General features: G+C 63.4%; 25 protein-coding genes and 1 tRNA gene. 15 read left to right on the top strand and 11 right to left on the bottom strand.

What is annotated here, in order from left to right; genetic code table 11:
• Window position 1: 1 nt before the first annotated feature.
• The 8 genes from PSTAB_RS06355 to ttcA all read right to left on the bottom strand — a co-directional run bounded on the left by PSTAB_RS06355 (window position 2) and on the right by ttcA (window position 6504).
• Window positions 2-1633, bottom strand: a complete 1632-nt coding sequence (locus PSTAB_RS06355; protein WP_013982178.1) for a cytochrome ubiquinol oxidase subunit I — start codon at window positions 1631-1633, stop codon at window positions 2-4.
• The gene (cydP, locus tag PSTAB_RS06350) at window positions 1630-1809 is read right to left on the bottom strand and encodes a cytochrome oxidase putative small subunit CydP (RefSeq protein ID WP_013982177.1); all 180 of its coding nucleotides are present in this window, start codon (window positions 1807-1809) and stop codon (window positions 1630-1632) included. Before cydP ends, PSTAB_RS06355 begins: the two co-directional genes overlap by 4 nt.
• Before the next feature lie 343 nt (window positions 1810-2152).
• Entirely contained in the window at window positions 2153-2704 is a 552-nt protein-coding gene (locus PSTAB_RS06345; protein ID WP_013982175.1) for a putative natural product biosynthesis protein, read from the bottom strand.
• Window positions 2705-2809: 105 nt separating this feature from the next.
• Complete coding sequence (locus PSTAB_RS06340) at window positions 2810-3175, bottom strand: DUF2946 domain-containing protein (protein WP_013982174.1); 366 nt, start codon at window positions 3173-3175, stop codon at window positions 2810-2812.
• A gap of 58 nt (window positions 3176-3233) precedes the next feature.
• On the bottom strand, window positions 3234-3905 hold the full coding sequence (locus PSTAB_RS06335; protein ID WP_013982173.1) for a DNA-3-methyladenine glycosylase I: 672 nt from the start codon (window positions 3903-3905) through the stop codon (window positions 3234-3236).
• 141 nt (window positions 3906-4046) lie between these two features.
• On the bottom strand, window positions 4047-5123 hold the full coding sequence (locus PSTAB_RS06330; protein WP_013982172.1) for a 3-deoxy-7-phosphoheptulonate synthase: 1077 nt from the start codon (window positions 5121-5123) through the stop codon (window positions 4047-4049).
• Window positions 5124-5389: 266 nt separating this feature from the next.
• Window positions 5390-5518: a hypothetical protein gene (locus PSTAB_RS22020; RefSeq protein WP_017244708.1), complete on the bottom strand. Its 129-nt coding sequence runs from the start codon at window positions 5516-5518 to the stop codon at window positions 5390-5392.
• 161 nt (window positions 5519-5679) lie between these two features.
• Window positions 5680-6504, bottom strand: a complete 825-nt coding sequence (gene ttcA / locus PSTAB_RS06325; protein WP_011912455.1) for a tRNA 2-thiocytidine(32) synthetase TtcA — start codon at window positions 6502-6504, stop codon at window positions 5680-5682.
• A 133-nt stretch (window positions 6505-6637) separates the two neighbouring features.
• Here ttcA and PSTAB_RS06320 point away from each other — a divergent pair, with 133 nt between their 5' ends.
• From PSTAB_RS06320 to PSTAB_RS06305, 4 genes are all read left to right on the top strand, one after another.
• Window positions 6638-7231 carry a DNA-J related domain-containing protein gene (locus tag PSTAB_RS06320; RefSeq protein ID WP_013982171.1) on the top strand — a complete coding sequence of 198 codons (594 nt, stop codon included), beginning with the start codon at window positions 6638-6640 and terminating at the stop codon, window positions 7229-7231.
• A gap of 139 nt (window positions 7232-7370) precedes the next feature.
• On the top strand, window positions 7371-7970 hold the full coding sequence (locus PSTAB_RS06315; protein ID WP_011912453.1) for a Yip1 family protein: 600 nt from the start codon (window positions 7371-7373) through the stop codon (window positions 7968-7970).
• A 162-nt stretch (window positions 7971-8132) separates the two neighbouring features.
• The gene (locus tag PSTAB_RS06310; protein WP_011912452.1) at window positions 8133-8834 is read left to right on the top strand and encodes a Yip1 family protein; all 702 of its coding nucleotides are present in this window, start codon (window positions 8133-8135) and stop codon (window positions 8832-8834) included.
• Window positions 8835-8897: 63 nt separating this feature from the next.
• Window positions 8898-9392, top strand: a complete 495-nt coding sequence (locus PSTAB_RS06305; protein WP_013982170.1) for a SprT family zinc-dependent metalloprotease — start codon at window positions 8898-8900, stop codon at window positions 9390-9392.
• Window positions 9393-9407: 15 nt separating this feature from the next.
• On the opposite strand, the gene PSTAB_RS06300 is transcribed toward PSTAB_RS06305, so the two are convergent.
• Complete coding sequence (locus PSTAB_RS06300; RefSeq protein ID WP_013982169.1) at window positions 9408-10583, bottom strand: MFS transporter; 1176 nt, start codon at window positions 10581-10583, stop codon at window positions 9408-9410.
• A gap of 184 nt (window positions 10584-10767) precedes the next feature.
• Between PSTAB_RS06300 and napE the strand changes: the two genes are divergently transcribed.
• The 5 genes from napE to PSTAB_RS06275 are packed head-to-tail and all read left to right on the top strand — an operon-like array spanning window position 10768 to window position 14872.
• Window positions 10768-10947: a periplasmic nitrate reductase, NapE protein gene (napE, locus tag PSTAB_RS06295; protein WP_011912449.1), complete on the top strand. Its 180-nt coding sequence runs from the start codon at window positions 10768-10770 to the stop codon at window positions 10945-10947.
• Window positions 10948-11006: 59 nt separating this feature from the next.
• Window positions 11007-11261: a chaperone NapD gene (locus PSTAB_RS06290; protein WP_013982168.1), complete on the top strand. Its 255-nt coding sequence runs from the start codon at window positions 11007-11009 to the stop codon at window positions 11259-11261.
• Entirely contained in the window at window positions 11261-13765 is a 2505-nt protein-coding gene (gene napA, locus PSTAB_RS06285) for a nitrate reductase catalytic subunit NapA (RefSeq protein WP_013982167.1), read from the top strand. Before PSTAB_RS06290 ends, napA begins: the two co-directional genes overlap by 1 nt.
• Window positions 13766-13776: 11 nt before the next feature.
• A complete protein-coding gene (locus PSTAB_RS06280; RefSeq protein WP_011912446.1) occupies window positions 13777-14265 on the top strand; it encodes a nitrate reductase cytochrome c-type subunit in 489 nt (162 codons plus the stop codon).
• Window positions 14266-14275: 10 nt separating this feature from the next.
• Window positions 14276-14872: a cytochrome c3 family protein gene (locus PSTAB_RS06275; RefSeq protein ID WP_011912445.1), complete on the top strand. Its 597-nt coding sequence runs from the start codon at window positions 14276-14278 to the stop codon at window positions 14870-14872.
• Window positions 14873-14933: 61 nt separating this feature from the next.
• On the opposite strand, the gene dcd is transcribed toward PSTAB_RS06275, so the two are convergent.
• A complete protein-coding gene (gene dcd, locus PSTAB_RS06270) occupies window positions 14934-15500 on the bottom strand; it encodes a dCTP deaminase (protein ID WP_013982166.1) in 567 nt (188 codons plus the stop codon).
• A gap of 327 nt (window positions 15501-15827) precedes the next feature.
• Here dcd and PSTAB_RS06265 point away from each other — a divergent pair, with 327 nt between their 5' ends.
• Window positions 15828-16037, top strand: a complete 210-nt coding sequence (locus tag PSTAB_RS06265; RefSeq protein WP_003282211.1) for a cold-shock protein — start codon at window positions 15828-15830, stop codon at window positions 16035-16037.
• 104 nt (window positions 16038-16141) lie between these two features.
• Here the strand turns inward: PSTAB_RS06265 and apbC are convergent, their stop codons facing one another.
• The gene (gene apbC, locus PSTAB_RS06260) at window positions 16142-17236 is read right to left on the bottom strand and encodes an iron-sulfur cluster carrier protein ApbC (protein WP_011912443.1); all 1095 of its coding nucleotides are present in this window, start codon (window positions 17234-17236) and stop codon (window positions 16142-16144) included.
• Between the two features lie 170 nt (window positions 17237-17406).
• On the opposite strand from apbC, the gene metG reads away from it, so the two are divergent.
• The 5 genes from metG (at window position 17407) to PSTAB_RS06240 (ending at window position 22646) form a co-directional block, all read left to right on the top strand.
• The gene (gene metG / locus PSTAB_RS06255) at window positions 17407-19446 is read left to right on the top strand and encodes a methionine--tRNA ligase (RefSeq protein WP_013982165.1); all 2040 of its coding nucleotides are present in this window, start codon (window positions 17407-17409) and stop codon (window positions 19444-19446) included.
• A gap of 56 nt (window positions 19447-19502) precedes the next feature.
• The gene (locus PSTAB_RS21120) at window positions 19503-19709 is read left to right on the top strand and encodes a cysteine-rich CWC family protein (RefSeq protein WP_079329368.1); all 207 of its coding nucleotides are present in this window, start codon (window positions 19503-19505) and stop codon (window positions 19707-19709) included.
• A complete protein-coding gene (locus PSTAB_RS06250) occupies window positions 19709-20401 on the top strand; it encodes a pseudouridine synthase (RefSeq protein ID WP_013982164.1) in 693 nt (230 codons plus the stop codon). Before PSTAB_RS21120 ends, PSTAB_RS06250 begins: the two co-directional genes overlap by 1 nt.
• 79 nt (window positions 20402-20480) lie before the next feature.
• Window positions 20481-20554, top strand: a tRNA-Gly gene (locus PSTAB_RS06245).
• A gap of 238 nt (window positions 20555-20792) precedes the next feature.
• Complete coding sequence (locus PSTAB_RS06240; protein ID WP_041771672.1) at window positions 20793-22646, top strand: tyrosine-type recombinase/integrase; 1854 nt, start codon at window positions 20793-20795, stop codon at window positions 22644-22646.
• The last annotated feature ends 1 nt before the right edge of the window (window position 22647 follow it).

The raw sequence follows: 22647 nt of genomic DNA, 5'->3' as shown, positions 1-22647 counted from the left end.
CTCACACGGCGGACGGTTCGGTGGGAGCCCCCTTGGCGGCAGGCACGGCGACCGCATCGCGCAACTTCTGCGCCTGGCCGGCGGCCTGCAGCTCGAAGTGATAACGACCGGTATGCAGGCTGCTCGGCCCGAGGCGGGCGAAGCGGATCATCAGGAACATTTCCACCACCAGCAGCAGGCTGTAGAAGGCCACCAGAGCGATCAGCGACCCCCAGATATCGCCGGCGGCAAGCGTCGAGGTGGACAGATGGGTCGGCAGCACCTCGGCGATGGACCAGGGCTGGCGGCCATGCTCGGCGACGTACCAGCCGGTCTGCGCGGCGATCCAAGGCAGCGGCAGGCTGAACAGCGCAAACCTGAGCAGCCAGGGCTTGCGCTCGGCATTGCGCTTGATCGAAGCCCAGCTGGCCAGGGCGAACAGCACCAGCATCAGGAAACCGGCGGCGACCATCACGCGGAAGGTCCAGAACAGGCTGAACACATCAGGGATGGTGTCCAGCGCGGCTCGGTGGATCTGCTCGTCACTGGCGTCCACCACATCGGCGGTGTACTTCTTCAACAGCAAGCCGTAGCCCAGGTCCTGCTTGACTTCGTTGAAGGCGGCAATCGCCGCGGCCGACTTGTCGCCACTGCGCAGGACCTGCAGGCGCTCGTAGGCGAGCATGCCGTTGCGGATGCGCAGCTCGTGTTCGGCGATCAGGTCCTTGATGCCCCTGACCTCCTCATCCACCGAGCGGGTGGCGATCAGCCCCAGCACGTAAGGGATCTTCACCGCGTAGTCGGTGCGCTGCTCGTCCTGATTCGGCAGGCCGAACAGGGTGAAGCCGGCCGGCGCCGGGTGGGTCTCCCACTCGGCCTCGATGGCCGCCAGCTTGACCTTCTGCACGTCACCGATCTCGTAACCGGATTCGTCACCGAGGATGATCACCGAGATCGTCGAAGCCAGGCCGAACACCGCGGCGATGGCGAACGAACGGCGGGCAAAGCCCAGGTCGCGCTTCTTCAACAGGTAGAACGACGAGATCGCCAGCACGAAGATCGCCCCGGTGACATAGCCGGCCGACACCGTGTGCACGAACTTGACCTGTGCCACCGGGTTGAACAGCAGCGCGCCGAAGTCCACCAGTTCCATGCGCATGGTCTCGAAGTTGAACTCCGAACCCACCGGGTTCTGCATCCAGCCGTTGGCAATGAGAATCCACAGTGCCGAGAGGTTCGAGCCCAGCGCCACCAGCCAGGTCACCGCCAGGTGCTGCACCCTCGAGAGGCGATCCCAGCCGAAGAAGAACAGGCCAATGAAGGTCGATTCCAGAAAGAACGCCATCAGCCCCTCGATGGCCAGCGGTGCACCGAAGATGTCGCCGACGTAGTGGCTGTAATAGGCCCAGTTGGTGCCGAACTGGAACTCCATGGTCAGCCCGGTGGTGACGCCCAAGGCAAAGTTGATGCCGAACAGCTTGCCCCAGAACTGGGTCATGTCCTTGTAGACCTGCTTGCCGGTCATCACGTAGACCGACTCCATGATGGCCAGCAGGAACGCGAGCCCCAGGGTCAGCGGCACGAAGAGAAAGTGGTACATCGCCGTCATGGCGAATTGCAGACGGGACAGATCGACAACGCTTTCCGAGATCATCTCGGCCCTCCCTCGGGATTGGTATCCCGCTTATCAAGCAAATGCTCGGCGACCCTCGCCGAACCGTTCTCGGGAATGCTGGGAGCATCGAACCAGATGGTTTTTATGCTTGTGAGGATCGCGACCTTGACCAGCAACACCAGCACGATGTCTCGCTTGAGCGATGACTTGAACATGCTTACCTCCCGGCTCGCCCGACGCCCGGCAGAAACCTGCCGCAACGCCTGCCGCCATCACCGCCAGTTGCGATTGAAGGCCCCCTGGGGGTGAGGGCCGGGACCCGGACACGCGGCCCGGACTCAATCGCCGCGCCCCAAACCCACCCGTGGAAGCACTGCTCGGGTTCAGGGCGAGCGCAGTGTCGGAAGCGCCGGATCTGGCGACAACTGCGACAGCCTGCCCCACCCCGCCGAGCCGGCCGTGATCGCCGCGCGGCGTCGCTTGCAGAACGTAGCGGCGCGACCGGCAGGCCCCATGCAAAGGCAGCAGAAAACCTGGGGATGCGGCATCCGGTCGCGGTCATGGCACACGCAGCCAGCGGCGAAAGCCGTTACTGCCGCTGGAGGCGAGCGGACTCCAGGCGAAGTCCCAGCGCGTCGGCGGCAGTTCCTCGGCCTGTGCCGTCAACCGCGCGGCCTGGCGAACCCGCGGCTTCCAGTCGAAGACCGGCTCGTCGCCAGCCTGCCAGGCCAGCACGATACCGATGGCCGGGCTGTCGTCGCTGGCTACCCAGCGCGCCGCGGCGGCGAGCATCATCGCCTCGATGTCCTGCGCCTCGATCAGCTCGCGATAGTCCGAAGCGAGCAGCCAGCGGCACACGCCGAGGTGGAAGGTCCAGTCGAGGGCGAGCTGGCAGCCATACGCCCAGGTCATGAACTGGCGGAAGATCTGCAGGCCGTCCGGTGGGTCGAGCCTGAGCAGACGCGGGCAGACGTCGAACAGCGCGTGCCAGTACGGCAGCAGCTTGGCATCCAGATGCACGAAGCTGCGCGCGTTGCTGGGGTAGTCCGGGAAAGGCAGCCGATAGCTGACGCGGCTCTCGGCGCGGGTGAAGCGTTCCATCATGGTCATGCTGAAATCCCCTGAAGCGAGCGTGCCGTCGGAGGGTTCCGACAGTTGGCCGGCCGACTGCAGCACTGGCGCAACAGCGGCGGCGGTACGTCAGTCAGGAAAGCTTCAGGGAGCCTGCGGATTCAGCGCCGGCCATTGCTGGCGCGGGCCGCGCAGATCATCGCGCGGGCGCGCAAGCGGCCCCCTCGCCCGCCGGCCCAGCCAGCCCAGGGCCAGCAGCACGACGACGGCGAGGAACAGCGAACTGCACAGCGGGCAGTCGAAAGCCTGTTCGGGGGCGTCATGGGCACCTGCAGCGGGCGTCTTGCCGCCGGATGACGTGCCATCGGCGAAACAGAAGGCGTCCTGCCCCATGGCCAGCTCGAAACCCACATGGCTGGCATGGTTCAGGCTGCAGACAAAGACATTGAGCAGGATGCAGGTGAGAAGCACCCATACGATCTGCGCACGTTTGTCTTTGACGATGGTCATGTTTGAACTCTACACCGCGCCTATTCGCGCAGCGCTGTGCCAAACCGTCGCAGCGCTCTCAGTGGTTCACGGTGAAGGCCAGCATCGCCGAAAGCTGACAGAGCGGCCGGCCACTTTCGGCCTGCCATTGATTGAAGGCCGCCTGAACCGCAGCCTGATCGCGCTGGCTGCTGGGCACCTTGTCGACGATTTCCTGTGCCTTGAGCGCCGCCACCACGTCGTCGCTGGGCACGAAGGTGTCCTTGCCGGCCATGCGCAACAGGCGCGGCGCCGACAGGCCGCCGAGCTGGCTGCCGTGCCTGGCGAGATAGCGCCACAGGCCGACGATGTCGCTGCTCGGCCAGTCCGCCAGCAGATTGCCGAAGCTGCCCCGCTCCTTGGCCACGTCCAGCACGAACTGGGCATTGCGCGGTACGCTTTTGAGCTTGCCCAGATGGCGGATCAACCGGGCGTCCTGCATCAGCCGCTCGATGTGCTCGCCGCCCATCAGCACCACCTTTTCCGGATCGAAGCCGAAGAACGCCCGCTCGAAGGCCGGCCACTTGGCGTCCACCAGACTGTGCTTGAGCCCGGCACGGAAGATGCGCAGGCTGATCAGCGACAGGTAGCGATCGTCCGGGACAGCTCGCAGCTCATCGGTGCTGCGCGGCTGCGGCAACCGCGCTTCCAGCGCCGCCGCGGAACCGAAGCGATTGAGGCAGTATTCGTGCAGCCATTTGTAGTCGTGCATGGATGGGCCTTTCGGTTGATCAAGCGACGGCAAAGGGTGCCGAGGTTGGCGATTGCCTGCAAGCCGGCACTCCGACCGCCCGCAGGCGTGGATGGCGACCGCTACGCCACGGCCTGCCCACCCTCACCCGCCCCGGATGCCTCAACCACGCAATCGCTCGGCTGCCTCGCGCAGCAGCTGCTCGGTGCCGCTCCAGCCCAGGCAGCCGTCGGTGATCGATACGCCATAGCGCAACTCGCCGGAGAGCGGCTGGCAACCATCGAACAGGTGGCTTTCGAGCATCACGCCGCGCAAGCTCGCATCGCCGGCCAGGCGCTGCGTGATGACCGACTCCAGCACTGCCGGCTGGCGCAGCGGGTTCTTGCCGCTGTTGGCGTGGCTGCAATCCACCATGATTCGCGGTGCGATGCCCTGCTGCGCGAGGGCGGCACGTGCGGCGGCGACGCTGGCGGCATCGTAGTTGGGTGCGCCGTGCCCACCACGCAGCACCAGATGCGTATCCGGATTGCCGTGTGTCTGCAGCAGGGCCGGATGGCCGAGCTCGTCGATGCCGAAATGCTGGTGCGGGTGCTCGGCCGAACGCATCGCGTCGCAGGCGATGCCGAGGCTGCCATCGGTACCGTTCTTGAAGCCCACCGGCAGGTCCAGCCCGCTGACCAGCTCGCGATGGATCTGCGATTCGCTGGTGCGTGCACCGATCGCGGCCCAGCCAAGCAGATCGTCGAAGTACCCGGCAGCCAGCGGCTGCAGCAGTTCGCTGGCGATGGGCAGACCGGTTTCGAGAATATCCAGCATCAGCCGCCGCGACAAATGCAGCCCCTCGGCCATGTTACCGCTGCCGTCCAGATGCGGATCGTAGACCAGCCCTTTCCAGCCGACGGTAGTGCGCGGCTTTTCCACATAGGTGCGCATCACCAGCAACAGCTGGTCGCTGACTTCGTGCACCAGCGCGGCCAGGCGCTCGGCGTATTCCAGCGCGGCGACGGGATCGTGCAGGGAACAGGGCCCGACGACGACCAACAGGCGCGGATCGTGGCCGTCGAGTACAGCGCGGATGGCGTCGCGGTCGTTGCGGATGCGTGCGGCAAGGGCGTCGCTCAAGGGCAGACGCTGGCGCAATACGGCGGGGCTTGGCAGCGGCTGTGCGCTGCGGCGAGCGACGCTGGCTTCGGCGGTGGCGGCGGGTTGTTTGGCAAGTACGGTGGCGGATGCATTCATGATCTGGCGGTTCCTTCTGCCGGCGCGGGTGGTCCGCGGCGGCGCTAGTCGGGTGTTCGGTCGCGTGAGGGCTGTTTGACGTCGAAGCGGCTAAATCGCCAGTCGTAGCGGTAGTAACGATCGGTGCGGTAGGTGGTCATGGCGTGTTCCTCGTAGCGTTATGGCCATCGGATGGCCGAAAAAACAAAACCCCCGGTCGGGTGGCCGACCGGGGGTTCGAAAACTGCTCTGGTGGCGACCCTGCTTGCTAGGGCGCCTGTGGGGTATCAGGCGCGCCTGTGGCTAAACCAATACCCAAAGTAATAACCAGCGGCGGCAACCTGCTGCCCACGAACGACCACGGTGCGAATGGCACCGGCATCGACAACGTTGAGGGCTACAGGGTTCAGGGACATGCTGATCTCCAGAAGATGACCAAACCATACTCCGCCAGGCGTGCGGCTTTCAACCCGCATGGCGAAAAAGCTCGCTGGGTGGGCTTCAGCCCACCGAGGCGATGCGATGAATGACGATGGCGGGCTGAACAAGCCCGCCCTGCGGAAACCGCTAGCGCGACCTACAGGCTCATCACATCGACAAAGCGCGGCGTGGCGCTGTCGTCGATGCGCAGGCTCTTGAAGTCAAACAAGTTGCGGTCGGCCAGCTGCGAAGGCACCACATTCTGCAGCGCGCGGAACATGATTTCGGTGCGTCCCGGCGACTTGCGTTCCCATTCCTGCAGCATTTCCTTGACCACCTGACGCTGCAGGTTTTCCTGCGAGCCGCAGAGGTTGCACGGGATGATGGGGAACTCCTTCATCTTCGAGTACGCCTCGATGTCCGCCTCGCTGCAGTAGGCAAGGGGCCGGATCACCACGTTGCGTCCATCGTCGGAGAGCAGCTTGGGCGGCATGGCCTTCAGCGTGCCACCGTAGAACATGTTGAGGAAGAAGGTTTCCAGGATGTCGTCGCGATGGTGCCCGAGCGCCATCTTGGTCGCACCGATCTCGTCGGCGAAGGTGTACAGCGTGCCGCGGCGCAGACGTGAACACAGCGAACAGGTGGTCTTGCCTTCCGGGATCTTCTCCTTCACCACCGAGTAGGTGTCCTTCTCGATGATGTGGTACTCGACGCCGATGGACTTCAGGTACTCAGGCAGGACGTGCTCGGGGAACCCCGGCTGCTTCTGGTCCATGTTCACCGCGACCACTTCGAACCTGATCGGCGCGACCTTCTGCAGATAGAGCAGCACGTCGAGCATGGTGTAGCTGTCCTTGCCGCCGGACAGGCAGACCATGACCTTGTCGCCATCCTCGATCATGTTGAAGTCGGTGACGGCCTCGCCGGCGAGGCGGCGCAGGCGCTTCTGCAGTTTGTTCTGGTTGACCGAGAGGTTGCCCATGTCAGGTGTCCGGGTGAGATGCGAAAACCGCGCATTTTACGCGTAAAGCAGACCCGACCGCAGCCCGTTCGCCGTGCGACCGATGTGAACCAGCGCTGACCCGCCGTTGCTGGCCCTGTGCTAGTCTCGGCCGATGGACGACCTCTCCCCCGCACTGGATCTGCCAGACCATCTGCTTCTGCTGTTGCAGGAAAAGCCCGAGGGCCGCAGCGAATACGAGCTGATCCAACAGCTCAAGCGACGGCACAGCACGCACGTGCCCAATTTGCCGCTGACCGACAAGCTGGTGCTTTTCCGCACGCATTTCCTGGTGTTCAACGCGTTGTACCTGCTGCGCGACCGGCTCTGGGCCGAGGGCAGCGGGCATCTGCAGATCAGCCCCCTGCACATCCAGTTGCTGCCCTATGCCAGTGCAGCCGCCGGGCTCGCCGAACAGGACGCGTTGCGCGAGTACTACCTGGACCTCAGCAACCTGCGCGACACCGACGAGGACGATGTAGAACGCCTGCTGGCAAGCTTCTGGACGCGCATGCAGGGCAGCGACGAGAAGCGTGCGGCACTCGAGCTGTTCGAGCTGGACCGCTCGCCCCAGCCGCTTACGCTGGAGCTGATCAAGCATCGCTACCGACAGCTGGTGAGCCTGCATCATCCCGATCGCGGCGGCAGCACCCAGCGTCTGCAGTCGATCAATCTGGCCATGGAAATACTCGCGCGCTATTACCACTGACCGCATAGCTTCGAAACGCTCTAATCGGGCTGATGCATCTACGAGCCGCATTCCTATACTGCGACATAAGGTCGCACGCGCCGTCCTCGATGACGACCGCCAGGCGAAGCGACCCTCCATAAGCAGAGGAGACGCTGGCATGATCCATCACGTTTGGGGTTTGTTCACCCACCCTGGTCAGGAGTGGAACGAAATCCGTGGCGAGGAAGAGACCGTCAGCCACATGTATCTGACCCATGTGCTGCTGCTTGCGGCAATCCCGGCTGTGTCGGCCTACATCGGCGCGACCCAGGTGGGTTGGAGCATCGGAGGTGGCGAGCCGGTCAAGCTGACACAGGCCAGTTGCATGCAGCTGGCGATACTCTCCTACTTTGCGATGCTGGCCGGTGTGGCGGTAATGGGCGGTTTCATCCACTGGATGGCGCGCACCTACGACGCCAACCCGACGCTTACGCAGTGCATCGTATTCGCCGCGTACACCGCGACGCCGCTGTTCATCGGCGGGCTCGCCGGCCTCTACCCGCACCTGTGGCTCGGGATGCTGGTGGGCACCGCGGCGGTCTGTTACACGGCCTACCTGCTCTACGTTGGCTTGCCGAAGTTCATGAACATCCCGGAAGACGAGGGTTTCATGTTCTCCAGCTCGGTGCTCGCCGTGGGGCTGGTGGTGCTTGTGGCCATCATCGCGCTGTCGGTCATTACCTGGGGCATGGGCATCGGCCCCGTCTACGTGCGCTGAGCCGCTGTGCTTGATCAGGCCGCCTTCGGGCGGCCTTTTTCGTACTCGCCAAGGGAGCGCGACGAAACGACAGGGAAACCCTCGCCGCATCTGCCGTTCTAAAGCCATAACGCCGCTGGCGACTCGTAGCGCAGCGGCCCTCAAGGCAGACGGAGACTCGGTATGATCCCGCACTTTTTCACATTGCTTACCCGCCCCGACAAGGCGTGGACCGACATTCGCCGCGACGAGGAGAAGAACAGCTCCAACTACCTTGTCCATCTGCTGCTCTGGGCATTGCTGCCTGCCATCTGCATGTTCATCGGCACCCGCTACGTCGGCTGGAGCCTGGTGGAAAACGAACGCATCTGGCTCGACACCCGCAGCGCGTTCCAGCTGAGCCTGCTGATCTATCTGACGATCATCCTCGGCACGTTCATCATGGGCTTCTTCCTCCGCTGGATGTCGCGGACCTTCGACGCCCGCCCGACATTCAACCAGTGTGTCGGCTTCACCGCCTACGTCATCACACCATTCTTCCTCGCCGGGCTTGGCGCGCTCTACCCGACGCGCTGGATCGCCATCCTGGTGATCGTGGCCGCGGGGGTCTACTCGACCTACCTGCTCTTTGTCGGCCTGCCGAAATTCATGCGTATCGACAACCGCAACACTTTTCTCTACGGCGCCTGTACCTGGGCTGTCGGGCTGCTGGTGCTGGTCAACCTGAAGGTGCCGATGATCCTGTTCTGGCTGCAGGTGCTGGAGCCCACCTATGAGCGCAATACGCCGGAAAACCAGAGCTACGGCTTCGAGGAGAATCGCCCGCAGGACGAACCGGGCGGTCTGGACAACGAACGCCGATTCAACGAACGACCGAACGAGTGACCAACGAGACTGCTAGGCCCCGAGGCGCTTTGGCATAATGCGGCGCTCCCAGGAGTTGTCTCAATGCCCGAGCGTCTCAATGCCCGCGTCGAAGCCTGCTACGCGCTGGCCGAGCAATTTTTCAAGCGCCGCTTCCCCCGCCCCGAGGTGAGCCTGAAGTTGCGCGGCCAGAAGGCCGGCGTGGCTCACCTGCAGCAGAATCTGCTGCGTTTCAACGAACAGCTCTACCGCGAGAACACCGAACACTTCCTGCGCCAGACCGTGGCTCATGAGGTCGCGCACCTGGTGGCACATCAGATGTTCGGCGCACGGATTCAGCCCCACGGTGAGGAATGGCAACTGATCATGCGCGGCGTCTACGAGCTGCCACCGGATCGCTGCCACACCTATGCGATACGCCGCCGCGTCGGCACACGCTACGTCTATCGCTGCAGCTGCGCCGATCAGGAGTTCGCCTTCACGCCGCAGCGTCATGCGCTGGTTGCCAAGGGTCGACGCTACTACTGTCGGCGCTGCAAGACGACGCTGTCGTTCACTGGCGAACAGCGCCGCGAATGAAGCCGTCGCGGCTGCTCAGAGTGCTCGCGCCCGCCAGCCGGCCATGACGAACAGCCCCGCCAGCAGGGCCATCAACGGCTGCCAGCCGGCGTGATCCCAGACATACCCGGCACCGTACCCCACCACGCTCGACCCCAGATAATAGGCGCAGAGATAGAGCGCCGAGGCCTGCGCACGCGCGCCCTGGGCATGACTGCCGACCTGGCCGCTCGCCACTGCATGCGCGGCGAAGAAACCGAGGGTGAACACGCCGAGGCCGACGACAATGCTGGCCAGCCAGGTCGTTGCGCATAGCCCGACGCCGAGCAGCATGAGCGCCACGCCGCCGCGCAGAACCTGCCGCGCACCGAAGCGCGGCACCAGACGGCCCGCCCAGCCGGCACTGAAAATGCCGCCAAGATAGACGACGAACAACAGACCGATGAACGTGGAAGACAGGCCGAATGGCGCGCCGGCCAGGCGGAAGCCAATGTAGTTGAACAGCGCGACGAAGCCCCCCATCAGCAGGAAGCCCTGCAGGAACAGGCTGCGCAGGGCCGGGTTCGACAGGTGCAGGCGGAAATTGGCCAGCAGGACCGTCAACGAGAGCGGCTGCGCCTTGAAGTGGCGCGACGCCGGCAGCAACCAGACGAACAGGCTCAAGGCCACCATTCCCAGCGCGGCGATACCGCCGAGCGCCAGCGTCCAGCCGCCCAGATCACTCAACAGGCCGGACAGCAAACGCCCGAGCATCCCACCCAGAGCAGTGCCGCCGATGTACAGCCCCATCGCCGCCGGCAGCGAGTCCGGGTCGAACTCTTCGCCTACATAGGCCATCGCCAGCGCCGGCAGGCCACTCAGCGCCAGGCCCAGCAGCGTGCGCAATAGCAGCAGCAGGTGCCAGGACTCCACCAGCACGCATGCCAGGCCAAGCAGGCTCGCCAACCCGAGCGCTGCGGCCATGACCGGCTTGCGCCCCCAGCTTTCAGCCAGCGCCCCGGAGATCAGTAAGCAGAGTGCGAGCGACAGCGTCGTCAGCGACAGCGCCAGGCTGCTATTGGCCGCGGAGACGGCGAAATGCGCGGCCAGCAACGGCAGCAACGGCTGGATGCAATACAACAGCGCGAAGGTGGCGAAGCCGGCACAGAACAGCGCCAGCGTGGCGCGTCGATAAGCGGCAGTACCGCGTTTGAGGTGGGAGGTTTCGATCATCGTCAACGCCTGCAGCAGGCTGCAAAAAAAGCCGCGCAGGCTAGCACGGTTGCCCCGTCGCCGCGCGCCGATCGAGTGAGTCGCCAATCGATGGGGCCGCGCCGACTGCAAAACTATCGAAACGAACATTGCCCTATGTTGGTCTAGTGACTAGACTCCCCTATATGCCAGTCGGAGTAGAACAATGACAGTAACGCCGAATGACACCCGCCCCTCTGTCGCCTCGACCAAGCGGGACGAGACCCGCCTGTTCGTCTTCCTGATCGTGTTTCTGTTTCCCATCCTGAGCGTCGCGCTGGTCAGCGGCTACGGTTTCATCGTCTGGATCGTGCAGATGATCTTCGGGCCGCCGGGCCCAGCCTAGCTCCCGCACCATTGACCGGGGCGCTCACGCCCTGCCACCAAGCCAGACGGAAACGCGTGATGGGACACCCTTTGCATATCGCCAGCCTCCTGGTGCACTGCCGCCCCGAGTGGCTGGCCGCGCTGAAAACCAACCTCCAGTTGCTACCCGGTCTCGAGCTGCATCAGGAAAGCCCCAGCGGCAAGCTGGTGGTGGTGCTCGAGGCCGAGCACGAGTCGCGCATCCTCGCTGCGATCGACCGCATCCAGCAGCTGCCTGGCGTCCTTAACGCCGCCCTGGTCTACCACGAAGAACTCCTCGAAGGAGACGCCTGATGAGCCTTACCCGACGTCAATTCGCCAAGGCCAATGCCGCCGCCATCGCGGCGACCGTGGCCGGCATGCCCATCGCTTCGACCGCGAGCAATCTGGTCACCGAAGCGGACGCCACTAACCTCAAGTGGGACAAAGCGCCCTGCCGTTTCTGCGGCACGGGCTGCGGCGTGATGGTGGCGACGCGAGAGAATCGGGTGGTCGCCACGCACGGCGACGTCAAGGCGGACGTCAACCGCGGCATCAACTGCGTCAAGGGTTACTTCCTGTCGAAGATCATGTACGGCACCGATCGCCTCACCCAGCCCCTGCTGCGCATGAAAGACGGCAAGTTCGACAAGCAGGGCGAGTTCCAGCCGGTTACCTGGGATCAGGCCTTCGACATCATGGAGGAAAAGTACAAGGCCGCACTCAAGGCTGGCGGCCCGGAAGCCATCGGCATGTTCGGTTCGGGGCAGTGGACGATCTGGGAAGGTTACGCCGCAAATAAGCTGATGAAGGCCGGCTTTCGTTCCAACAACATCGACCCCAACGCGCGCCACTGCATGGCCTCGGCAGCATTCGGCTTCATGCGCACCTTCGGCATGGACGAGCCGATGGGCTGTTACGAAGACATCGAGGCCGCCGACGCTTTCGTGCTGTGGGGCTCGAACATGGCCGAGATGCACCCGGTGCTGTGGACGCGCCTCACCGACCGCAGACTGAGCGCACCACACGTCAAGGTCGCGGTGATGTCCACCTTCGAGCATCGCAGCTTCGAGCTGGCCGACATCCCGATGATCTTCAACCCGCAGACCGACCTGGTGATCCTCAACTACATCGCCAACCACATCATCCAGAGCGGCGCGGTGAACAAGGAGTTCATCGACAAGCACACCCGATTCGCCAAGGGTGCCACGAACATCGGCTACGGCCTGCGTCCGACCGATCCACTGGAGCTGAAGGCCGAGAATGCCGCGGTGGCCAACACCTGGACCGACATTGGCTACGAGGACTACGTCGAGTTCCTCAAACCCTACACCCTGGAACACGCCGCCAAGGAATCAGGTGTACCGGCCGAGCGCCTGAAGGCCCTGGCCGAGCTGTACGCCGACCCCAAGGTCAAGGTGATGTCCTTCTGGACCATGGGCTTCAACCAGCACACCCGCGGTGTCTGGGCGAACAACATGATCTACAACATCCATCTGCTCACCGGAAAGATCAGCGAGCCGGGCAACAGCCCGTTCTCGCTCACCGGCCAGCCCTCGGCCTGCGGCACCGCGCGCGAGGTCGGGACCTTCTCCCACCGCCTGCCAGCGGACATGGCCGTCACCAACCCCAAGCATCGCGCCATTACCGAAAAGATCTGGAAGCTGCCCGAAGGCACCATCCAGGAAAAGCCCGGGTTCCACGCCGTCGACCAGAGCCGCAAGCTCAAGGACGGCGTGCTGAAGGTGTACTGGACACAGGTGACCAATAACATGCAGGCCGGTCCCAACGTGATGCAGGAGATCCTGCCAGGCTGGCGCAACCCGGAAACCTTCGTGATCGTGTCGGACGTCTACCCCACGGTCTCCGCCCAGGCCGCCGACCTCATCCTGCCCAGCGCCATGTGGGTGGAGAAGGAAGGCGCTTACGGCAATGCCGAGCGCCGCACCCAGTTCTGGCACCAGCTGGTCACCGCACCCGGCGAGGCGCGCTCGGATCTGTGGCAACTGGTGGAGTTTTCCAAGCGCTTCCGCGTCGATGAGGTATGGCCGGCGGAGCTGCTGAGCAAGGCGCCGGAGTTCAAGGACAAGACGCTGTTCGACGTGCTGTTCAAGAATGGCCAGGTCGATCGTTTCTCCAACGACGAGATCGCCGAGGGTTACGCCAACCATGAGGCCGAGGCATTCGGCTTCTATCTGCAGAAGGGCTTGTTCGAGGAGTACGCCGAGTTCGGCCGCGGCCACGCCCACGATCTGGCGGCGTTCGACGTCTACCATCGTGAACGCGGCCTGCGCTGGCCGGTGGTCGACGAGAAGGAGACCCAGTGGCGCTACCGCGAGGGTTACGACCCCTACGTCGAAGCCGGCAGCGGTGTGCAGTTCTATGGCAATGCGGACAAGAAGGCGATCATCTTCGCGCTTCCCTATGAGGTACCCGCCGAGGTGCCGGATGAAGAGTATCCGTTCTGGCTGAGCACCGGTCGGGTGCTCGAGCACTGGCACACCGGCAGCATGACGCAGCGTGTCGACGAACTGCACAAGGCGGTACCTGACGCCCTCGTCTACATGCACCCCGAGGATGCGCGCAAGCTCAACGTGCGCCGCGGCAGTGTGGTCAAGATCGTCAGCCGACGCGGCGAGATGCAGGGCCGGGTCGAAACGCGCGGGCGCAACAAGCCGCCGATGGGGCTGGTGTACGTCCCGTTCTTCGATGCCAACAAGCTGATCAACAAGGTCACGCTCGATGCCACCGACCCGATCTCCAAACAGACCGATTTCAAGAAATGCGCCGTGAAGATCGAAGTGGTCAGCATCGCCTGAGGAGAGCCGCCATGAAATTCTGCCTACTGCCGCTGACCCTGCTCGCGGTGTTCGGTCTGGCTGTTGCCGCCGAAACCAACTACCCCCTCGACGCCCCCGCGCCGGACGGCCGACGCCCGGGCGGCACCATCACCCAGGAATTCACCCCGCCGCCGTTGCACGACGAGGAAAACAAGGATGTCCGGCGCGAACGCAACTACCCGGAGCAACCGCCGACCATCCCTCACAGCATCCGCGGCTATCACGTAGACAAGAACGCCAACAAATGCCTGAGCTGCCATAGCCGAGCCAACAGCGCCCGCGCCCAGGCACCGATGATCAGCATCACCCACTACACCGACCGCGATCAGCAGACCCTCGCCGCGGTGGCGCCACGACGGTACTTCTGCACGCAGTGCCACGTGCCGCAGCAGGATGTGAAGCCGCTGGTGGAAAACCGTTTCAAGAACATCGACGAGCTGCTGTACCGGGAAACCTCACCATCAACCGGCGGAAACTGAGGGGGCCTGGATGAAGTCGATCAAGTCGTTTTTCAAACGCTACTGGGCCGTCCTGCGGCGACCGAGCGTCCACTACAGCCTCGGCGCGCTGACGCTTGGCGGGTTCATCGCCGGGATCATCTTCTGGGGCGGTTTCAACACGGCGCTGGAGGCCACCAACACCGAGGCATTCTGCATCTCCTGCCACGAGATGGAAGACAACGTGTTCATGGAGATCAAGGACACCATCCACTACAGCAACCGCTCCGGCGTGCGTGCGACCTGCCCGGATTGCCATGTGCCGCACCAGTGGACCGACAAGATCGCGCGCAAGATGCAGGCCTCCAAGGAAGTCTGGGGCAAGATCTTCGGCACCATCAGCACCCGCGAGAAATTCCTCGAGAAACGCCGCGAGCTGGCCGAGCACGAATGGGCACGGCTCAAGGCGAACGACTCGCTGGAGTGCCGCAACTGCCACAACTTCGACTACATGGACTTCACCCGGCAGGGCAAGCGTGCAGCGGAGTTCCACTCCACCGCCCTGGCCAGCGGCGAGGCGACCTGCATCGACTGCCACAAGGGCATCGCCCACAAACTGCCGGACATGCGAGGGGTGCCGGGCTGGTAACCGGCAGATCGGCGCAAAAAAAAACCTGGCTCAGGCCAGGTTTTTTCATATCCGGAAAAGCTTAGGCCTTCGGCAGCGTCACGCCGCGCTGGCCCTGGTACTTACCGCCGCGGTCGCGGTAGGACACCTCGCACTCCTCATCCGATTCGAGGAACAGCATCTGCGCCACACCTTCGTTGGCGTAGATCTTCGCCGGCAGCGTGGTGGTGTTGGAGAACTCCAGGGTCACATGCCCTTCCCACTCAGGCTCCAGCGGCGTCACGTTGACGATGATGCCGCAGCGCGCATAGGTACTCTTGCCCAGGCAGATGGTCAGCACGTTGCGTGGAATGCGGAAGTACTCGACGGTGCGGGCCAGCGCGAAGGAGTTCGGCGGGATGATGCAGACGTCGCTCTTGATATCGACGAAGCTCTTCTCGTCGAAATTCTTCGGGTCCACCGTTGCCGAGTTGATATTGGTGAAGACCTTGAATTCGTCAGCGCAGCGCACATCGTAACCGTAGCTGGAGACGCCGTAGGAGATCAGCCGGTCATTGCCTTCATTGCGCACCTGGCGCTCGACGAAAGGCTCGATCATGCCGTGCTCCTGGGCCATGCGGCGAATCCACTTGTCCGATTTGATGCTCATGGCTGGCGTCCTGAATAGGTTAATGGGCCTGCGAAGAGGCGCATCTTACCGAGCCTGGCGCGGGTGTTCAAAGCCTGGCTACTGGCGCGCCGCAACGGCCGTCACAGCCAGCAGCAGCCACTCGGCGAAGAAATCCAAAATAAAGCTCGCTTTGCTCCAGAAAAACGGTATTGTTACTGGGCTGCTGCTGCATGTGTCACCGTGAATCGCTACATGTTTAGATTTCGATCCAAATATCGATACGACTCCTATCTCCTTGCACACAGTGATGTTCGGGCCTTTTAGCCCGCACTTTATTCTTCAAAACTTGGTTCAAGGAGACATCAAATGTCCAATCGCCAAACCGGTACCGTTAAGTGGTTCAACGATGAGAAAGGCTTCGGCTTCATCACTCCGCAATCCGGTGACGACCTCTTCGTACACTTCCGTGCCATTCAGGGTGACGGCTTCAAGAGCCTGAAAGAAGGCCAGCAAGTCTCCTTCGTCGCTACCCGCGGCCAGAAAGGCATGCAAGCTGAGGAAGTTCAGGTTATCTAACCTGAAGCTTCTCTGAAAAAGCCCCGCTTCGGCGGGGCTTTTTTGTGCCTGCGATTTCCTTCAGCCTGCGGGCAGCGAGCTGACCCCGCCCGCAGGCTGTCGACTCAATCCTCGGACACCACGATCTTCGGCATCGACTGGGCGATGATCTGCCCACTCTGGGCGATGCGAGCGCCGACGGTACGCGCCATCTGCTGATAGATCATGGCGATCTGGCTGTCCGGATCGGCAATGGTGGTCGGCTTGCCGGCATCCGACTGACTGCGGATCGCCATCGACAGCGGCAGCGAGGCCAGCAGATCGACGTTGTACTGCGAAGCCAGCTTCTCGCCGCCACCCTCGCCAAACAGGTGTTCGGCATGACCGCAGTTGGAGCAGATGTGGATGGCCATGTTTTCCACCACGCCCAGCACCGGGATATTGACCTTGCGGAACATCTCCACGCCTTTCTTGGCATCCAGCAGAGCCAGGTCCTGTGGCGTGGTGACGATCACCGCGCCGGTCACCGGGACCTTCTGCGCCAGCGTCAGCTGGATATCCCCGGTGCCCGGCGGCATGTCCACCACCAGGTAGTCGAGATCGTTCCACTCGGTCTGGGTGATCAGCTGCAGCAGCGCACCGGACACCATGGGCCCGCGCCAGACCATCGGCGTCTTGTCATCGGCGAGGAAGGCCATCGACATGACCTGCACGCCATGCGCCTGCAATGGAATGAACGCCTTGCCGTCACGGATCTCCGGCCGGGTGCCCTCGGCGATGCCAAACATGATGCCCTGGCTCGGCCCGTAGATGTCGGCATCCAGCACACCGACCCGCGCCCCCTCACGGGCCAGCGCCAGCGCCAGATTAGCCGCCGTGGTGGACTTGCCGACGCCGCCCTTGCCGGACGCCACCGCGATGATGTTCTTCACATTGGCCAGCGCCGGCACCTGATCCTGCGCCTTGTGCGCACGAATCACGCAGTCCACCTGCACATCGGCACGGTTGACGCCCTCGAGCCCTTCAATGGCCATCGCCAGCATCTGCGCCCAACCGCTGCGAAACAGCCCGGCGGCGTAGCCCAGCTCCAGCTGCACGCTGACCCGGTCGCCCTGGATGTCGATTGAACGCACACAGCCGGCGCTCACCGGATCCTGATTCAGATGGGGGTCGGTGTACTGGCGCAGTACGGTTTCCACAGCTTCGCGGGTGACGGACATGGTTACTCCTGGAAAGACCGAGCAAATCAGACAGGCATCTTACCCTGCCCTGTAGTTCCGAGCCCACCGACGACCGGGACTACGGCCAACCTTGGTCACGCGGGTGAAAAAACCGTGGCAGAGCTATATAGTTGCAGACTTTCTTTCGCCATTCCGACTGTCGAGTCCCCATGTCCGAAGCCCGCCAGATCCTCGTTACCAGCGCCCTGCCCTACGCCAACGGTTCGATCCACCTCGGCCACATGCTCGAGTACATCCAGACCGACATGTGGGTACGCTTCCAGAAGCTGCGCGGCAACCAGTGCATCTATGTCTGCGCCGACGACGCCCATGGCTCGGCGATCATGCTGCGGGCGGAAAAGGAAGGCATCACCCCCGAACAGCTGATCGCCAACGTCCAGGCCGAGCACAGCGCCGATTTCGCCGACTTCCTTGTCAATTTCGACAACTTCCATAGCACCCACTCGCCAGAGAACCGCGAACTGGCCGAGCTGATCTACACCCGCCTGCGCGATGCCGGGCACATTGCCACCCGCTCGGTGACCCAGTATTTCGATCCCGAGAAGGGCATGTTCCTCGCCGACCGCTTCATCAAGGGCACCTGCCCCCGCTGCGCGGCCGAAGATCAGTACGGCGACAATTGCGAAAAATGCGGCGCCACCTACGAGCCCACCGAGCTGAAGGATCCACGCTCGGCAATCTCCGGCGCCACCCCGGTGCTCAAGGATTCCAAGCACTTCTTCTTCAAGCTGCCCGACTTCGAGGCGATGCTCAAGGAGTGGACCCGCGGCGGCGCGCTGCAGGAATCGGTGGCCAACAAGATCGCCGAATGGCTCGACGGTGGCCTGCAGGAATGGGACATCTCCCGCGATGCGCCCTACTTCGGCTTCGAGATCCCCGGCGAGCCGGGCAAATACTTCTACGTCTGGCTGGACGCGCCGATCGGTTACATGGCGAGCTTCCAGAACCTCTGCAAGCGCCGCCCCGAACTTTCCTTCGATGCCTTCTGGAGCAAGGAATCGAGCGCCGAGCTGTACCACTTCATCGGCAAGGACATCATCAATTTCCACACCCTGTTCTGGCCAGCCATGCTCGAAGGCGCGGGTTTCCGCAAGCCGACCGCGGTCAACGTGCACGGCTACCTGACGGTGAACGGGCAGAAGATGTCCAAGTCGCGCGGCACCTTCATCAAGGCGCGCACCTACCTCGATCATCTCAATCCCGAATACCTGCGCTACTACTATGCGTCCAAGCTCGGCCGTGGTGTCGACGACCTCGATCTGAACCTCGACGACTTCGTGCAGAAGGTCAACTCCGACCTGGTCGGCAAAGTGGTCAATATCGCCAGCCGCTGCGCCGGCTTCATCCACAAGGGCAACGACGGCGTGATGGTCGAGGCCAACCCAGAGCCGGAACTCTGGGCAGCCTTCCAATCCGCCGCGCCGAGCATCGCCGACGCCTACGAGGCACGTGATTTCGCTCGCGCCATGCGGGAGATCATGGCCCTGGCCGACCGCGCCAACGCCTGGATCGCCGACAAGGCGCCCTGGGCGCTGAACAAGGTCGAGGGCAAGCAGGCCGAGGTGCAGGAAATCTGCGCCCTGGGCGTCAACCTGTTCCGCCAGCTGGTGATCTTCCTCAAGCCCGTGCTGCCGAACCTGGCGGCCGCTGCCGAGCAGTTCCTCAACGTAGCGCCGCTGAGCTGGGACGACCATGCCACGCTGCTGGCCAACCACAAGCTCAACGCCTTTACCCCGCTGATGACCCGCATCGAGCCGGCAAAGATCGACGCCATGATCGAAGCCTCCAAGGAAGATCTGGCCGCCACCGAAGCCGCTGTTCCAGCTGGCAACGGCGAACTGGCCAAGGCACCATTGGCCGCCGAGATCAACTTCGACACCTTTGCCGCGGTGGACCTGCGTATCGCCCTGATCGAGAAGGCCGAGTTCGTCGAGGGCGCCGACAAGCTGCTGCGCCTGACCCTGAATATCGGCGACGCCACGCGCAATGTCTTTTCCGGCATCAAGAGCGCCTATCCCGACCCGAGCAAGCTCGAAGGCCGGCTGACTCTGTATGTCGCCAACCTGGCGCCGCGCAAGATGAAGTTCGGCATGTCCGAGGGCATGGTGCTGGCGGCAGGCCCTGGCGGCAGCGAGATCTATCTGCTTAGCCCGGATAACGGCGCCAAGCCCGGCCAGCGCGTCATGTAACCCGGCTTCGCGTGCCGGCCCGCCGGCACGCGAAGCTCGTCGTTAACGGAAATGCCATGAGCGAGCCTGTAGATCCGTCACGCTGCCCGCTCTGCGGCCAGCCCAACCAGTGCGCCGAGTGCGATCCCGCCGCGGACCAGCCCTGCTGGTGCTTTACCGCCACCATTCCGCAGGACACGCTCGACGGCATTCCCGCTGCCCTCAGAAACCGGGCCTGCATCTGTCCTCGCTGCGCTCGTCGTGAAACCGCAGCCAAAAGCTGATGCGCCTCGATCGTTATCTCAGTAGCCGCGCACAGCTCAGCCGCCAGGACGTCCGCCGGCTGGTGAGCGATGGCCGAGCACGGGTAAACGGCGAAGTCACTCGCACCCTGGACCGGGAGGTGCGCATATTCGACTGTGTCGAACTTGATGGTCAGGTTCTGCAACCGGGCAAGGTCGCCCGCTACCTGATGCTGCACAAACCCCCCGGCTGCGTCAGCGCCACCCGTGATGCCGCACATCGCACGGTGATCGACCTGATCGATGAACCGGACAAGGATGACCTGCATATCGCCGGCCGCCTCGACTTCAATACCACCGGCCTCATGCTGCTGACCAACGACGGCCAGTGGTCACGCCGCCTGACTCAGCCGACCAGCCTGCAAGGCAAGGTCTATCTGGTGGAAACCGAAGACGAGATCGATCCCAGCTGCGTCGAGGCCTTCGCCCGAGGCCTGTACTTTCGTTTCGAGGATCTCACCACCCTACCGGCCGAACTGGTGCTGCTGAGCCCTCGCCGAGCCCGCCTGACCCTGCATGAAGGGCGCTACCACCAGGTCAAACGCATGTTCGGCCACTTCGGCAACAAGGTCACCACCCTGCACCGCGAGAGCATGGGCCCACTGCTGCTGGACGCCAGCCTGTCACCTGGCTGCTACCGACCATTGACGGACAACGAGATCGCACAAATCTGACCGCCCATAGCCACCGGCCAGAAAAACCTGCCGCCACGCTTCATTTCACCCCCGCCTTCTGGTAAAAAGGCACCCCTGAGCGGGCGTCGTATAATGGCATTACCTGAGCTTCCCAAGCTCATGACGAGGGTTCGATTCCCTTCGCCCGCTCCACTGCATCATTCTGCGGACTTCCGCAGAAGTCCAAGAGAGTCTGCAAGTCGTTGCCACACAAGGACTTTTCCTCTCTTTGACGTTCTGCCGCGGTCCACTGCGATCCATCTACAGCCGGGACTTTTAAGTCCACAAACAAGTCCATTTTTGCGGGCGCGGCTGATTCCGGATTGTTGATGGAGGGGCGAGGTCGACGTGACCAGCATCTGGTTCCTGACTCATGTTCAGGAGCAAGAGCATGGCACTCTCAGACCTGGCCGTTCGACAGGCCAAGGCAACTGGCAAGGCATACACCCTCCCTGACTTGGATGGCCTCTCCCTGGCCGTCACGGCTGCAGGGGGCAGGACTTGGCACTTCCGCTACTACTGGGCGGGCAAGCAGAAGCGGATGTCGCTCGGCACCTATCCGGAGGTGACGCTTCGCGAGGCCCGCAGCCTGCGCGACGAAGCGCGCGCCCTGCTGGCCAAAGGCACCAATCCTCGCGTTCACCGCAAGCAGAAGCGCACCGCTGTCCGGCTCGCCGACGAAAACACCTTCGAGGCGGTGTATCGCAAGTGGCTCAAGCATCGCGGGCTCAGCCTCAAGGAAGGCCGGCAGACGACCCTCTCGATACTTCCGCGCATCTTCGACAAGGATGTGCTGCCCGCCTTGGGCAAGCGGTCGATCTATGAGATCAAGCGTCCCGACCTCTTGGAGGTGATCGCCAAGATCGAGAAGCGCAGGGCGCTCTCCGTCGCCGAGAAAGTCAGGACGTGGTTCAACCAACTGTTCCGCTACGCGCTGGTGATCGTGCCGAGCCTGGAGCAGAACCCTGCCTCCGATCTCGATGTGGTGGCGCTGCCGCTGCCACCCGTCAACCACAACCCGTTCCTGCGCATGGCCGAGCTGCCGAAGCTGTTGCAGCGGCTGCGCAGCTATCGCGGCAGGCGGCAGACCCAGCTCGGGCTGCGGCTATTGCTGCTGACCGGCGTGCGAACCGGAGAGCTGCGACAGGCGACGCCGGATCAATTCGATCTGGACCGTGGGTTGTGGATCATCCCGCCCGACGTCGTGAAGCAACTCCAGTTGGATATGCGCAAGAAGCGGCAGCAGGCGAAGGACATCCCGCCCTACATCGTGCCGCTGTCGATTCAGGCCATGGAGATCGTCCGGCACCTGCTGGATGAGTTCAAGCCGGCCCAGCGCCACCTGTTCCGGCACGACAGCGACTTGAAGAAGCGCATCAGCGAGAACACGCTCAATGGTGCCCTCAAGCGCATGGGCTATCAGGAACGCCTGACCGGACACGGTATCCGCGGCACGATGTCCACTGCGCTCAACGAGATCGGCTACCCGAAGGTCTGGGTGGATGCACAGCTCTCGCATGTCGATCCCAACAAGGTCAGCGCGACCTACAACCATGCCCAGTACGTGGAGCAGCGTCGCCGCATGATGCAGGACTGGGCCGATCGGCTCGACCTCTTCGAGCAGAACCAGGTCGAGGCGGCCAGCATGCCGCTCACCGTGCATCTGGAAGGCGTTCCCGCGTTCCCGAATGAGCAAACCGCAAGCGCACCCTCCACGCCGGTTGCCGCTTCGCCAATCCTGCTCGTGACGAAGCCCGGCGACGCCATGCCGTTGGTTTCTGCCGCCGCACATCGGCTGCCGGCGGTTCCGCCCCCTCGATCGGCCGCGCCGCTGGTGCCTTCGGACATTCAGCGCGAGAGGATGGAGCTGTTCGATGTCTTCGAGGCGCCGCACAACCTTCCCGTCGCTGCGTTTGCGAAGATGGCGGGCAAGTCCCGCAGGTGGATCAGCTACGAGATCAAGGCGGGCAACTTGCTGGCGTTGAACGTGGGCAACCGCGGCCAGCGGGTGCCGGACTGGCACCTCGACCCACTCAAGCACGAGCTGATCCAGTCCGTCCTCAAGCTGACCAGGGGTGCCGACCCTTGGCAGATCTACCATGCACTGCTGCAGCCGCGCTCGATGCTGCGGGGGCGTTCGGCACTGGAGGGCGTGACGGCCAGCAATCTCGACAAGCTCGTCATGGCAGTGAGCACAGCCGTGAAGGAAAGCGAATGGACCCCGCCGCGAGTCGGGGTCGCCTAGC

Origin of the sequence: Stutzerimonas stutzeri (assembly GCF_000219605.1) — a bacterium.
GTDB lineage: Bacteria > Pseudomonadota > Gammaproteobacteria > Pseudomonadales > Pseudomonadaceae > Stutzerimonas > Stutzerimonas stutzeri.
Note: the sequence above shows the minus strand (reverse complement) of the source record. Positions and strands in the feature narration are given on the sequence as shown.

Bases quoted from the DNA above. Each gene is read 5' to 3' on its own strand.
- PSTAB_RS06355 (WP_013982178.1), bottom strand. From the start codon at position 1,633: ATGATCTCGGAAAGCGTTGTCGATCTGTCCCGTCTGCAATTCGCCATG.
- cydP (WP_013982177.1), bottom strand. From the start codon at position 1,809: ATGTTCAAGTCATCGCTCAAGCGAGACATCGTGCTGGTGTTGCTGGTC.
- PSTAB_RS06345 (WP_013982175.1), bottom strand. From the start codon at position 2,704: ATGACCATGATGGAACGCTTCACCCGCGCCGAGAGCCGCGTCAGCTAT.
- PSTAB_RS06340 (WP_013982174.1), bottom strand. From the start codon at position 3,175: ATGACCATCGTCAAAGACAAACGTGCGCAGATCGTATGGGTGCTTCTC.
- PSTAB_RS06335 (WP_013982173.1), bottom strand. From the start codon at position 3,905: ATGCACGACTACAAATGGCTGCACGAATACTGCCTCAATCGCTTCGGT.
- PSTAB_RS06330 (WP_013982172.1), bottom strand. From the start codon at position 5,123: ATGAATGCATCCGCCACCGTACTTGCCAAACAACCCGCCGCCACCGCC.
- PSTAB_RS22020 (WP_017244708.1), bottom strand. From the start codon at position 5,518: ATGTCCCTGAACCCTGTAGCCCTCAACGTTGTCGATGCCGGTGCCATT.
- ttcA (WP_011912455.1), bottom strand. From the start codon at position 6,504: ATGGGCAACCTCTCGGTCAACCAGAACAAACTGCAGAAGCGCCTGCGC.
- PSTAB_RS06320 (WP_013982171.1), top strand. From the start codon at position 6,638: ATGGACGACCTCTCCCCCGCACTGGATCTGCCAGACCATCTGCTTCTG.
- PSTAB_RS06315 (WP_011912453.1), top strand. From the start codon at position 7,371: ATGATCCATCACGTTTGGGGTTTGTTCACCCACCCTGGTCAGGAGTGG.
- PSTAB_RS06310 (WP_011912452.1), top strand. From the start codon at position 8,133: ATGATCCCGCACTTTTTCACATTGCTTACCCGCCCCGACAAGGCGTGG.
- PSTAB_RS06305 (WP_013982170.1), top strand. From the start codon at position 8,898: ATGCCCGAGCGTCTCAATGCCCGCGTCGAAGCCTGCTACGCGCTGGCC.
- PSTAB_RS06300 (WP_013982169.1), bottom strand. From the start codon at position 10,583: ATGATCGAAACCTCCCACCTCAAACGCGGTACTGCCGCTTATCGACGC.
- napE (WP_011912449.1), top strand. From the start codon at position 10,768: ATGACAGTAACGCCGAATGACACCCGCCCCTCTGTCGCCTCGACCAAG.
- PSTAB_RS06290 (WP_013982168.1), top strand. From the start codon at position 11,007: ATGGGACACCCTTTGCATATCGCCAGCCTCCTGGTGCACTGCCGCCCC.
- napA (WP_013982167.1), top strand. From the start codon at position 11,261: ATGAGCCTTACCCGACGTCAATTCGCCAAGGCCAATGCCGCCGCCATC.
- PSTAB_RS06280 (WP_011912446.1), top strand. From the start codon at position 13,777: ATGAAATTCTGCCTACTGCCGCTGACCCTGCTCGCGGTGTTCGGTCTG.
- PSTAB_RS06275 (WP_011912445.1), top strand. From the start codon at position 14,276: ATGAAGTCGATCAAGTCGTTTTTCAAACGCTACTGGGCCGTCCTGCGG.
- dcd (WP_013982166.1), bottom strand. From the start codon at position 15,500: ATGAGCATCAAATCGGACAAGTGGATTCGCCGCATGGCCCAGGAGCAC.
- PSTAB_RS06265 (WP_003282211.1), top strand. From the start codon at position 15,828: ATGTCCAATCGCCAAACCGGTACCGTTAAGTGGTTCAACGATGAGAAA.
- apbC (WP_011912443.1), bottom strand. From the start codon at position 17,236: ATGTCCGTCACCCGCGAAGCTGTGGAAACCGTACTGCGCCAGTACACC.
- metG (WP_013982165.1), top strand. From the start codon at position 17,407: ATGTCCGAAGCCCGCCAGATCCTCGTTACCAGCGCCCTGCCCTACGCC.
- PSTAB_RS21120 (WP_079329368.1), top strand. From the start codon at position 19,503: ATGAGCGAGCCTGTAGATCCGTCACGCTGCCCGCTCTGCGGCCAGCCC.
- PSTAB_RS06250 (WP_013982164.1), top strand. From the start codon at position 19,709: ATGCGCCTCGATCGTTATCTCAGTAGCCGCGCACAGCTCAGCCGCCAG.
- PSTAB_RS06240 (WP_041771672.1), top strand. From the start codon at position 20,793: ATGGCACTCTCAGACCTGGCCGTTCGACAGGCCAAGGCAACTGGCAAG.